General features: G+C 42.9%; 13 protein-coding genes. 9 read left to right on the top strand and 4 right to left on the bottom strand.

Features of this window, described 5'->3' with window-relative positions:
* Positions 1-43: 43 nt before the first annotated feature.
* The 3 genes from mutS to KOLE_RS10720 form a co-directional block, all read right to left on the bottom strand.
* Positions 44-2,515, bottom strand: coding sequence for a DNA mismatch repair protein MutS (mutS, locus tag KOLE_RS10710; RefSeq protein ID WP_015869437.1), 2,472 nt, complete (start codon positions 2,513-2,515; stop codon positions 44-46).
* Between the two features lie 66 nt (positions 2,516-2,581).
* Positions 2,582-3,190 carry an ATP-dependent Clp endopeptidase proteolytic subunit ClpP gene (gene clpP / locus KOLE_RS10715; protein WP_041289054.1) on the bottom strand — a complete coding sequence of 203 codons (609 nt, stop codon included), beginning with the start codon at positions 3,188-3,190 and terminating at the stop codon, positions 2,582-2,584.
* Between the two features lie 31 nt (positions 3,191-3,221).
* On the bottom strand, positions 3,222-3,473 hold the full coding sequence (locus tag KOLE_RS10720; RefSeq protein ID WP_015869439.1) for a DUF370 domain-containing protein: 252 nt from the start codon (positions 3,471-3,473) through the stop codon (positions 3,222-3,224).
* A gap of 61 nt (positions 3,474-3,534) precedes the next feature.
* On the opposite strand from KOLE_RS10720, the gene obgE reads away from it, so the two are divergent.
* The 6 genes from obgE (at position 3,535) to KOLE_RS10750 (ending at position 9,717) form a co-directional block, all read left to right on the top strand.
* Positions 3,535-4,848: a GTPase ObgE gene (gene obgE, locus KOLE_RS10725; RefSeq protein WP_015869440.1), complete on the top strand. Its 1,314-nt coding sequence runs from the start codon at positions 3,535-3,537 to the stop codon at positions 4,846-4,848.
* A complete protein-coding gene (nadD, locus tag KOLE_RS10730; protein ID WP_015869441.1) occupies positions 4,832-5,428 on the top strand; it encodes a nicotinate (nicotinamide) nucleotide adenylyltransferase in 597 nt (198 codons plus the stop codon). Before obgE ends, nadD begins: the two co-directional genes overlap by 17 nt.
* The gene (locus KOLE_RS10735) at positions 5,415-6,359 is read left to right on the top strand and encodes a tRNA dihydrouridine synthase (protein WP_015869442.1); all 945 of its coding nucleotides are present in this window, start codon (positions 5,415-5,417) and stop codon (positions 6,357-6,359) included. The genes nadD and KOLE_RS10735 overlap by 14 nt, the downstream gene beginning before the upstream one ends.
* A gap of 113 nt (positions 6,360-6,472) precedes the next feature.
* Positions 6,473-7,516, top strand: coding sequence for an L-threonine 3-dehydrogenase (tdh, locus tag KOLE_RS10740; protein ID WP_041289055.1), 1,044 nt, complete (start codon positions 6,473-6,475; stop codon positions 7,514-7,516).
* A 2-nt stretch (positions 7,517-7,518) separates the two neighbouring features.
* The gene (locus KOLE_RS10745; RefSeq protein ID WP_015869444.1) at positions 7,519-8,700 is read left to right on the top strand and encodes a glycine C-acetyltransferase; all 1,182 of its coding nucleotides are present in this window, start codon (positions 7,519-7,521) and stop codon (positions 8,698-8,700) included.
* Between the two features lie 66 nt (positions 8,701-8,766).
* Positions 8,767-9,717 (top strand): calcium/sodium antiporter, encoded by a 951-nt coding sequence (locus KOLE_RS10750; protein WP_015869445.1) that lies wholly within the window; start codon positions 8,767-8,769, stop codon positions 9,715-9,717.
* Between the two features lie 94 nt (positions 9,718-9,811).
* On the opposite strand, the gene KOLE_RS10755 is transcribed toward KOLE_RS10750, so the two are convergent.
* Positions 9,812-10,264, bottom strand: a complete 453-nt coding sequence (locus tag KOLE_RS10755) for a ferritin-like domain-containing protein (RefSeq protein WP_015869446.1) — start codon at positions 10,262-10,264, stop codon at positions 9,812-9,814.
* A 448-nt stretch (positions 10,265-10,712) separates the two neighbouring features.
* Between KOLE_RS10755 and KOLE_RS10760 the strand changes: the two genes are divergently transcribed.
* The 3 genes from KOLE_RS10760 to KOLE_RS10770 all read left to right on the top strand — a co-directional run bounded on the left by KOLE_RS10760 (position 10,713) and on the right by KOLE_RS10770 (position 12,165).
* Positions 10,713-11,057 carry a DUF1292 domain-containing protein gene (locus KOLE_RS10760; protein ID WP_015869447.1) on the top strand — a complete coding sequence of 115 codons (345 nt, stop codon included), beginning with the start codon at positions 10,713-10,715 and terminating at the stop codon, positions 11,055-11,057.
* Between the two features lie 76 nt (positions 11,058-11,133).
* Positions 11,134-11,799, top strand: a complete 666-nt coding sequence (locus tag KOLE_RS10765; protein WP_015869448.1) for a 5'-methylthioadenosine/S-adenosylhomocysteine nucleosidase — start codon at positions 11,134-11,136, stop codon at positions 11,797-11,799.
* 27 nt (positions 11,800-11,826) lie between these two features.
* Positions 11,827-12,165, top strand: a complete 339-nt coding sequence (locus KOLE_RS10770) for a histidine triad nucleotide-binding protein (RefSeq protein WP_015869449.1) — start codon at positions 11,827-11,829, stop codon at positions 12,163-12,165.
* Positions 12,166-12,168: the final 3 nt, after the last annotated feature.

A 12,168-nucleotide genomic window follows, 5' to 3' on the forward strand; every position in this document is an offset into this window, starting at 1 on the left:
TCCATAAAGAAAATTATAGCATTTCAAAATATTATAACTGATATTAGAATAGGGACATCTGATTCTTATGCATTTTTCCTTTCTTTTTCTTTCGTATTTCTTTAATTTCATCAGAGGAGAGAACTTTCACCGTCTTATCCAACGCACTGGTTTTAACTATAATCTTCAAAATCTCCCGTGCCCTTTGCAAAACTATGTCAGGCAATCCTGCCAATTTAGCTACATCGATTCCATGCGATTGGCTGGCAACTCCATCGACAACCTTATGTAGAAAGATAACGCCATCCTCGATCTCACGAACCTCGATAGTCTTATTATTTATCCCTTCGTACATCTGCGATAACTCCGTCAATTCAGTAAAATGTGTTGCAAAAATCGTATGACAGCCTATAGCTTCGTAAATATATTCAGAAACAGCCCACGCTATACTGATACCGTCAAAAGTGCTCGTCCCTCGCCCAACTTCATCTAAAACCACCAAACTATCCTCTGTAGCCTGAGATAAGATAGTCGCCGTTTCCATCATCTCCACAAGAAAAGTAGATTTTCCACCAGCCACATCATCCCGGGCACCTATACGGGTAAATATTCTGTCATAAACGGGGAGAATCGCACGTTTTGCAGGTACAAACGACCCAACCTGTGCCATCAAAGAAATTAAGGCGACCTGCCTTATGTAGGTGGATTTTCCGCTCATGTTAGGTCCGGTCAATATATAGAAAGAGTGTTTTTCATCGAATTGAATATCGTTAGGAACAAAATCTTTCACATAATGCTCCACAACAGGATGCCTCGCGGCTTCCACATACGAGGTGTGATTGCTTGAAAAAACCGGTCGGGTGTAACCACATTTTTTTGCCACGGTTGCAAAGGACTGAAGTACGTCCAACTCAGCAAGAAGCCCACCGGCTTTTCTGAATCTCTGCACGGAATTAGAGAGTTTTTGACAGATATCTTCGTACAACGCTCTTTCGAGAACGGCGACACGTTCACTGGCACTCAAAACCTTATCTTCAAACTCTTTTAGTTCGGGCGTAATATATCTTTCCGAGTTAACCAGCGTTTGTTTTCTTATGTAATCGTCAGGTACCCGTGAGACCTGGCCTTTCGATACTTCGATGAAGTAACCAAAGACCTTGTTATATTTGACCTTTAGATTGTTTATTCCCGTCTTTTGACGTTCTCTGAGTTCAAACTCTTTCATTTTGTCCTGTGAATGCTCAAGAAGATCCATCAGTTCGTCGAGCTCTTCACTATAACCCCTGCGTATTACCTTTCCCTCACCGGGTGCAGCAGCAGGTTCATCACTTATTGAAGCTTCTAAAAGTTTTCTTTCCTCTTCAAACAATTCTATATCTTCAGCGATTACAGAAAGAACGTCATTGGAATACAAGAGTTCTTTTATCAGGGGTAAAACCTGCAAGGTAGTTCTCAAAGCTTGAAGATCACGTGGAATCGCTCGACCGGTAGCCAGTCTCGATGATATTCTCTCAATATCGAATGCTTGACGGAGATACTCCCGGAGCTCTTCGAGCAGCAACGGATCAGAATAGAAAGCCTCAACGATATCAAGCCTTCTCTCAATTTTCCCCAAATCCTTCAAGGGATTAAGAAGCCATTCCTTCAGCTTCCTTCCACCCATAGAAGTTACAGTAGCTTTTAAGGTTTGATAGAGGGATCCTCTTCTTTCTGAAGGCAAAATAGAGAGATTCTCTATTGTTGAAGCATCAAGATACATGTACCCGGATCTTCTCAGTACTCGGGGAAGAGAAAGATGCTTCATGGGTTTGAATTGGGTCATCTCTATATATTTGAAAAGCGCACCAAGCACAATGATCTCAGCGGAAGAGATTTCAAGCGCATCGATAGAGGCAAGTTCGTAAAAACGTTTTACATATTCGACACTGGAAGAATACGCAAAATGCCACTCCTCAAGAAATTCCAAGAAAACATTGGAAAGTTCCCCCGTTATTTCCTTCTTCAACGGCTTTAACTTCTCGTTCATTATCAATTGAGAAGGTGCCGTTCTGTACAAAACATCTTTAAGATCTGAAAGGCTTTCGCAACTGGTTACCGCAACATCACCAGTGGATATATCTGCAATCACAAAGGGAAAAACTCCCTTTTCTTCAGATACTGCCGCTATGAAGTTATTTTCTTCAGACGATAAAAGATCATCTTCGATCAATGTACCAGGCGTGATCACTCTTGTTACTTCTCTTTTGACGAGTCCTTTAGCGGTTGCAGGATCCTCCACCTGGTCACAAATAGCAACCTTATATCCTGCAGAAATTAGCTTTTTCACGTACTGATCCAGTGCATGATATGGGACGCCGGCCATAGGATGGCCGTTTCGTGAAGTCAGGACAAGTTGAAGCTCTTCTGAAATAACCCTGGCATCTTCAAAAAATGTTTCATAAAAATCTCCGAGCCTAAAAAGAAGGATACAATCTTTATATTTCTCTTTTATTTCAAGATACTGTCTCATCATTGGTGTCAGACTTTTGTTCTTCATTGCTATCACTCCATATAAGCCTAAAAACCGGCGCTTAGCGCCGGCGATTTTTCAAAAAATGGATCGTCAAGCCTTCTTAGCAACCTTCAATTTTCTCGGCTCTATAACCTTATCTACCAGTCCATATTTCACGGCCTCTGCGGGGCTCATATAGAAATCTCTATCTGTGTCCTCTTCTATCTTTTCCTTCGGTTGATTGGTGTGATGACTGAGAATCTCGTTTATCTGATCCCTTATAAAGAGCAGTTCACGAGTTCTTATCTCAATATCTTTTGCTGTTCCTTCGGCTCCGCCCCATGGCTGATGAATCATTATTCTGGAATGTGGTAACGCAAATCGCTTTCCTTTGCTTCCGCCAGCGAGTATCACCGCAGCCATTGAAGCAGCCATACCAATACATATCGTGCTGACATCTGGTTTTATATACTGCATTGTGTCATAGATCGCCAGTCCTGAAGTTACAGAACCACCCGGGCTATTGATATAGATACTTATATCCTTATCCGGGTCTTGAGATTCTAAGAACAACAATTGGGCCACAACGATATTTGATATTTCATCGTCAAGTGGCCAGCCAAGAAATATTATCCTTTCGCTCAAAAGCTTTGTGAATATGTCGTATATCCTTTCACCTCTGCCTTTGTTTTCAACAACATAAGGTACAACAGGCATCATTTTAAAGTCCACGGTTATTTGCCCTCCTGTCTTATCTTTCTTCGCCATCAAAAAGTTTTTCGATAAGTTTCTCAACCGGAACAAATGAGAATATCAAATGGCCACTGTCCGTTATAATCACGGACCTGGTACACTTTCCAAAAGTCAGATTTATCGTCCTTCCGATTTCAACACTCATCTGCTTTAGCCTTTTAACTACTGAATTTTGCGCCGGCAAAACAGCCATAATCCTATCGGTTACCACAAAGGAGTCAAACCCTATGTTCACTATTCTTTCCATCATCACTTCCTCCTTTTGCTTAACAGTGTTATTATAACATATGAGAAGAATGCGGAGGTGTACCATGATACCCACAGGCGAGAGTTTAGTAGACACGGGAAAAATATTTGTAAAAGCCGGAAAAGGCGGCGATGGTGCTGTTTCTTTCCGACGTGAGAAGTACATACCTTTCGGCGGCCCAGATGGTGGCGATGGTGGCAACGGTGGTAATGTTTTCATTCGAGCGACCACAAGCAAGAATACATTGCTTGAATTCCAGAGCAAAAAGAAGTTCGAGGCAGAAGACGGTGAAAACGGGTCAGGAGGAAAAAAATACGGGAAAAAGGGAAAAGATGTCATAATCGAAGTTCCCGTAGGAACACTTGTTTACGACGCGGAAACCGGAGAATTACTCGCCGATCTATCTTCACCGGGAGACATTGTTTGTGTTGCAAGAGGCGGCAAAGGTGGACGTGGAAATGTTCACTTCGCAACCTCAGTTAATCAAGCACCAAGAGTAGCAGAAGCAGGAGAACCGGGCGAAGAACGCAAAATATATCTAGAGTTAAAACTTCTGGCAGACGTTGGCTTGATAGGTTTTCCAAATACGGGAAAATCCACGATCATTTCAAAGATCTCCAATTCGAAGCCAAAGATTGCTAACTACCATTTCACGACCCTTGTGCCAAACCTCGGGGTTGTGAAACTGTCTCCAGAACACGGGTTCATAGTCGCTGATGTTCCTGGACTCGTGAAAGGTGCCCACAAAGGAGCTGGCCTCGGGCACAATTTTTTGAAACATGTGGAGCGTTGCTACCTTCTCGTCCATGTGCTGGATATAGCAGAAACTGAAGATAGAGACTTCATTCAGGATTATTATGATATCCGCAAGGAACTGGAACTTCACAATGAGGAGCTGGCCAAAAAACCGGAAATTGTTGTCGGAAACAAAATCGATGTCCTCAGCGATGAAGAGATTGAAAAACGCGTAAAGCGGTTTTATGATCAAACCGGGAAAAAAATTCTACCTATATCGGCTATTCAGGGCAGAAATATAGACAAACTAAAATGGGAGATGTGGGAAAAGATAAAAACACAAAAAACATTTCTTAAAAAAACGGGTGTCGCTTCACAGAAAAAAACGCCAAAAGTAAAACCGGTATCGCGTGAAGCTCCGGATCCTTCCGAATTCTTCATACACAAAGATTCAAAAGGAAGGTATGTTGTCGAAGGACCTGCGGTTGATTACTACGCAGAAAAATTCAAGGTGGAAAATCAAGATAAATTCTTACTGGATAAGCTCGAAGCCGGAGGTCTTTCGGAGAGACTGAGAAAGATGGGAGCTCAGGAAGGTGATATCGTTGTGATCAGAGGGCGTGAATATGAATACATGGAATAAAAGATACGGCATCTTTGGGGGATCATTCGATCCGATACACGTTGGACACGTCATTATTGCGACGAGGGCCATTGAAGCCCTCTCGCTTGATAGATTATACATCGTTCCCGCGTATATTCCACCACATAAAACTTCATGTAATGCAGATTTCCAGACGCGTTTTAATTGGATAAAACGCGTTTTTAAAGGTGAGAATAAAATCTTCGTATCGGATTTTGAAGCCAGACGGGGCGATACCTCCTATTCCATCTTCACCATAAGGCATTTTGCAGCTCTTTATGGCGATAAACCTTTCTTTCTCATCGGTGAAGATAGTTTTTATGAGCTAGATGAATGGTACAGCTATCAGGCTATCCTGGAAGAAGCCATTCTCGTGGTTTATCCTCGGGTAAGGAAAAACGTCCCTGAAGGGAAACCTCCAATATCTCCTTCAGAAAGAAATGTGCATTTTCTCAAAGCACCTCTCATCGAGATTTCTTCAACTGAAATAAGAGAAAGGATCAAAGAAGGCAAAAGCATTCTGGGAATGGTTCCGTGTTCTATATCTGAGGAGGTAAGAGCATTTTATGCCAGAAAATGAAGTCGGTCTTGCACCCATGGCGGGCTATACGGATGAAGCAATGAGGGCCATCTCTCTCGAATGGGGAGCAGATTTTGTTTTCAGTGAAATGTTGAGCGTTGAAGGAGTTTTGAGAAATGATCGAACCACACAAAAAATCATTCCGGAAACCCCGTGCAGGATCCAGCTGTTCGGAAATGACATCGCGCGTCTTGCCATGGCTGCAAAAGCCGTTCTTGATAAAGCCACATGGTTTGACATTAACGCCGGTTGTCCAGTGAAGAAAGTTGTAAAACGGGGAGCGGGAGCTGCGCTTTTAAGAGAACCAGAAAAATTAAACGCCATGATTCAGACATTGAAAGGCATTTCAGATTTGCCAGTATCTGTGAAGATCAGGCTTGGGTGGGATAAAAACGAGGTGGTAAAGATCGTCGAAAGACTTGTTGAATCCAGACCTTTCGCGATAATGGTTCACGGCCGTACCGTCGTTCAAGGATATTCTGGTGTTGCAGATTGGGAATCAATCGGTAAAGTGGTAAAAATCTGCAAACCTCATGGAATAAAAGTTTATGGTTCGGGTGATGTCTTTTCTCCAGAAAAAATTGTAGAAGCTTTCGAAAAGTACGGAGTCGATGGAGTTTTAGTGGCACGCGGGGCAATTGGAAACCCGTGGATCTTCAGCCAATACAAAGAACTGAAGCAAAAGGGAAGTTACACAGTCCCGGATCCTCATGAACGCTTGAAGGTCTTTGCAAAACATCTCAAGAAGCTGATCGAATTAAAGGGAGAAGAAAGAGCGATAATCGAGTCGAGAAAACACTTTGTGGGTTATTGCAAGGGATTACTAAATGCAACAAAGATGCGAAGAGAATACATGAAATTGAAAAACAAAACGGATGTCGAGAATTTTCTTATGCAGTATGGATTAGATATAAAGAGCTTAAAACTATGAATCGCTCAAATAAGCAATTAGGGTGCTCTATTTGTTTTTTGAAAAGAATATTTCATAAGATAAACTAAAAATGAGAGATTATGAATAAGGAGGCTGGGGGCTTGAAAAAAACAATGAAAGCTATTGTCAAAGAAACATGTGGTCCCGGTTTTTCATTGAAAGAGGTTCCTGTTCCAGAGGAACTAGGGCCAAATGAGGTTCTTGTAAAAGTGGATAAAGCATCGATCTGCGGAACGGATGTTCACATCTATGAATGGAACGAGTGGTCTCAGCAAAGAATAAAACCGCCGCAAATAGCAGGGCATGAATTCACAGGAGAGGTTATAGAGGTTGGCGAAAATGTTTCCATGGTATCTGTTGGAGACAGAGTTGTTTCCGAAACGCACATCCCTTGTATGAAATGCTTACAGTGCAAAACCGGGAAAATGCACATCTGCAGAGACATGGAAATTCTCGGAGTTGACAGGGATGGTGTCTTTGCCAAATACGTAAAGGTACCTGAAATTGTTCTCTGGAAAGTGGATAAAGGGATTCCCGCAGAGTACGCTTCGATAATGGAACCCTTTGGAAATGCTGTACACACAGCTCTTGTAACAGATCTGACCGGTAAAAACGTTTTAATTACGGGTGCCGGGCCAATCGGCGTAATGGCTGCCGCCGTTGCGAAAGCCTCAGGAGCAGCCCGGGTCATAGTTACCGAACTAAAAGACTTCCGCAAATCACTTGCGAAAAAAATGGGAGCAGATGTCGTGCTCGATCCCAGGGAAATAGATGTTCCTTCAAAAGTAAAAGAACTAACTGAAGGTAACGGTGTGGATGTACTTCTCGAAATGTCCGGAAATGTCAACGCTCTTGTTCAGGGGCTTCAAAGCATAACCAACGGTGGAGTAGTTTCGCTCCTTGGAGTGTTCCCTGGCAGTATCAGCTTCGATATCAATTCCCTGATTATCTTCAAAGGCCTCACAGTTTTTGGAATCACTGGTCGTAAGATGTTTGAAACCTGGCAAATAGCAACCCAATTATTAAAAAACAACGTTGTGGATCTATCTCCTATTGTCACTCACATTGTAAAGATGGAAGACTGGGAAAAAGGCTTTGAAGCTATGATGAGTGGTAGTTCTGGTAAGGTAATAATAGATATTTCCGAGGGGGTGTAAGGATGTTCGATTATAACGAATTCTCAAAAGAGCTAAAAGAGCTCGAAGAAAAAGGTCTTCTCGTTAGAATTAGAACATTACAAAGTCCTCAGGGAGCCTGGTTAACGATCGACGGGAAAAAGGTTTTGAATCTTTGTTCCAACAACTATCTGGGTTTAGCGTTCAATGAAGAGCTTAAAAAGGCTGCCATTGAAGCAATAGAAAAATGGGGTGTCGGTCCTGGAGCAGTTAGAACGATAGCTGGAACACTCGAAATTCACGAGCTTCTTGAAAAGGAACTTGCTGAATTCAAGAAAGTAGAAGCAACCCTTGTACTTCAGTCAGGTTTCAACGCGAATCAAGCAGTTATTCCGGCAATAACCACAGCTGAAGATGCTATTCTCTCAGATGAACTGAACCATGCGAGTATAATCGACGGAGTCAGGCTTTCCAAAGCGAAACGCTACGTCTGGAAACACAGAGACGCTGAAGACCTTGAAGAGAAACTGAAGCAAGCCAAAGCTGAAGGTTCAAGAAGACTATTGGTAATCACTGATGGAGTCTTCTCAATGGATGGAGACCTCGCCCCGCTTCCCGAGATCGTCGAAAAATGTGAAAAATATGATGCTCTGCTCATGGTAGATGACGCTCACGGAGAAGGGGTACTCGGAAGTCATGGTCGTGGAATCGTCGATCATTTTGATCTTCATGGAAGAGTCGATATTGAAGTTGGAACCCTTTCCAAAGCCTTCGGAGTAGTTGGCGGATTTGTTGCCGGTAAAAAAGATCTCATAGATTATCTAAAACAAAAAGCACGTCCTTTCCTGTTCAGTAGTTCGCTATCACCAGCAGAAACTGGTGCCGCTCTTGCTGCCGTGAGAATGCTCAAAGCTTCCGATGAACTGGTTAAAAAGCTCTGGGATAATGCCAGTTATTTCAAAACGGAAATGCAGAAACTGGGATTCGATACAGGTCACAGTGAAACCCCAATAACTCCTGTCATGCTTTACGACGCCAAATTGTCATCTCAGTTCAGTAAAAAACTATTTGAAGAAGGAATATTCGCCCAATCTATCGGTTATCCAACCGTTCCAAAGGGTAAGGCAAGAATAAGAGTTATGATAAGTGCCGTCCACACGAAAGAAGATCTCGATTTTGCCCTTGGAAAATTCAAAAAAGTCGGTAAAGAACTTGGTGTGATATAATAATTACCAGTCGATACCATGGCGATGGTGGGATTTCCACCATCGCTTTTTATGGAGGCGAGCGTATTGCTAAACCTCTTGTTACTCGCGATTGGTATTTTTCTTCTATTAAAAGGAGCAAATTACCTCATAGATGGTTCGATTGCCCTGGCTAAAAGGCTTGGCGTCTCAGAACTGTTTATAGGTCTTACAATAGTAGCTTTTGGAACGAGCGCACCAGAGCTGGCCGTTAGCATACAGGCAGCCGTTAAAGGGTCAGGAATAGCCATTGGAAATGTTCTTGGCTCTAATATAGCAAATGTCGCTCTGGTTCTTGGAGCCAGCGCCCTGATCCGGAACATAAAAGTCTCGAAATCCACCATGCGCTCTGAGATTCCCTTTGTCATCCTCATATCTCTGGCCACGGGTGTGCTGCTGTTGAACGACGGATTCGTGATCAGCAGGTATGAAGGTATCGTTTTACTGTGTTTCTTCATCATCTTTATTGATTATGTATACGGTATGGCAAAAAAAGACATCTTCAACAAAGAAACCGTCGTTGAATCGAAAGTCGAAAATATCCTGGAGAAAAACATCGCGCTTGCGTGGCTCGCTACTCTTGGTGGGATGGCAGGTGTTGTTTTCGGTGGTGAGATGGTGGTCAAGTCAGGAATTGTACTCGCGAAAACTTTTGGTGTCAGCGAAACTTTGATTGGCGTTACCGTTGTTGCCGTGGGGACCTCTTTGCCCGAACTCGTTACCTCGATTGTTGCCGGTATCAAAAAACAGGCAGATTTAGCCGTTGGAAACATCGTTGGTTCAAATATTTTCAACCTTCTTGTGGTACTGGGCATATCCTCGCTCGTATCTCCAATAAAAGCGGACAGACCCGTAACACAGGACATAATTTTCACCATCGCAACGGTTACGATCCTTCCATTTCTTGCAGGAAAAAAGAGGACTCTGGGAAGATTCTCGGGAGTAATATTGCTCGCTATCTACGTTCTGTATCTTTGCATGAGCGTTATAGCAAAATAATATGTTCTGTCCAGCCCGGTCTTCACAGCAAAATCTGCTATTCCAACAACATCATAACAACATCATACTGATGTTATAGATGAAGAGCAAAACCTTACACATAATTACGGAATGCTTTCGAAAGTTCTTCCAGATGCCTTTCTTCCTCTCTGATTATCCTTTCCAAGAGTCTCTTTTTTGGAATGTATTCTACCAATCTCTTGTAAAATTCGATAGTGTCTTTTTCAATTTGCACGGCAGCTTTCACCGCTTTTTCCAGATCATCTATAACCTTTTCAGCGTCTTCAAAAGAGAAAATGGAAATCTCTGCGAGACTTTTTAAAAAATCAGCATTTTCAATCTCATAAGGCACAGCGTCCGTTTGTTCATCTTTGTATTCCTTCATCAAATCTCGGAACCATTCCACATGCTCCTTTTCCTGCCTGGCAAGACTTTCAAATAAGACTTTATTGTAACCAGGTGACCTATCCGCTAGCTTAGAATAGTAGGAATAACCTTTCTCTTCAATTTCAATTGCAATCTCCAGTAGTTCTGTAATACCTATCATAAAATCCCCCTTTTTTAGCCAGAATTATAACTACTTCCATTATACAAACTATGCTCATCACAACCAAAGCCTATGTACACCGCGGAACATTCAATCTAGAAGAAGAAAGCGAGATTGGATGTTGGAGATTGGAGAAAACTGCTTCGAAGCGGAAGTGCTGAGCTGCGCTCAGGAGGCTCACGACGTTGACGCTCACGAGGTTGAGGCTTGCGGACGCTGATAAAAGTCGAGATTCGAGAAGTTAAGTACTGTAGATCCTGAGTCAAGTTCAGGATGACGTATCAGCCTTTGCAAGCGTCGCTCCATCAATTGACAGCGTTGCAAGCCTCAACCTTGTGAGCGTCAACCGTGCAGCGGTTCTTTCTGTAACACATTCTTAATAGTCAATAATTGAACATCGTGTTAGTATCTCTTGGTCGGTATTTTTTGATTTACGGAGGTATTTAACATGGTTGATGGAACAAATGATTTTCAGGATTTTGTTGCGGGACACGATTCTAATGGTCACGAGCATCTTGAGATGTTCGCTATAACGGATGAGGCTGGTCAGGAGCACAATTTTGCCCTTATCGAACAGTTTGAGCACAATGGCGGCCTGTATTGGGTATGTCAGGAAGCTTTCTTTGAGGATGATGACAAGATAAGATTCGACGAAGAATCCTTTGTGGTATTCAAAGCCGAACAGGACGACGATGGGAATCTTTACCTGAACTCCCTGGAAGATGAGGAATTCGAGTCATTCCAAAAAGCCTGGGAAGCTAGCTTCGAAGAAGAAGAAGAAGAAGAGAACTAAATTTCAAAAAAAGATAATTGAGGGAGCGTAGCTCCCTCTTTTTTGTGGCGTTGTATAATTTAATAGGGGTGTTATTATGATTTTAGTGATGAGCGTTTTTAATCCTGAGGTCAAACCACTGCTTGAGGTAATGTTGAAAATCGAAGAAGGTGAGCTCCTTGGAAGGTCTTACACCAGAGGTCTCATCGGAAAAAATGAGGTAGTTGTGGCGAGCGGGTTCGTAGGAAAAGTGGAAACCGCAGCTCTGGCGCAGAAGTTCATCGATGAATTTTCACCAAGGTTGATCGTGATGACATCCGGTGCGGGCGCGATAGACAGTTCCATCGAACCGGGAACGGTTGTAATAGGGAGTGAATTTCTTGAGTATGACCTTTATTTGCCACTGCGTTCCGGACATATAAGCGTTCCCACAACTGCTTCGGTTGCCCTGGATCATATAAAACAGTTGATGCCCGATGCAACCTATGGAAGGATCATCACGGGGGATCAAATTCTGGCGGATACTAAAAAGCGCGATGAGTTGTTCAAACAGTATCACGCATGTTGCCTCGATATGGATTCAGCGGCTCTCGCGCGTGTTGCCAAAATGAACAGAGTACCCTTTCTGGTTATAAAGGTTATTCTGGACAAGTGCGATGAGAACAGTGAGAATGACTTCGGTATCAATTTCGAAAGATACGGGCAGAAACCGGCGAAGATTCTTGCTGAATTGCTGAGGACCCACGTTCTCGAAATTAAATGAATTTTCGATTTCGCAGGGAGGGATAAGATGAATTGTATTTTCTGTAAGATAATCGCTGGCGAGATACCAGCTGGCAAAGTTGCGGAAACGGAAAACTTCCTTGCTTTCAGAGACATCAATCCCGTTGCTCCTGCACACATTCTGGTTGTTCCAAAGAAACACATGGAAAAACCTGGTGAATTGGCTCTCCTAGACGGGGATATTCTCAAGGAACTTTTCAAACTCTTCCAGGATATAGCCGAAAAGGAAGGTATAGCGGAATCCGGGTTCCGCACTCTCGTGAATACCGGGCCTGATTCCGGCCAGGAGGTTAAGCACCTCCATTTTCATATAATTGGTGGAAGAAAACTCGGAAAGATAGGGTGAATA

It is taken from the genome of Kosmotoga olearia TBF 19.5.1, assembly GCF_000023325.1.
In the GTDB taxonomy this organism is placed as follows: domain Bacteria; phylum Thermotogota; class Thermotogae; order Petrotogales; family Kosmotogaceae; genus Kosmotoga; species Kosmotoga olearia.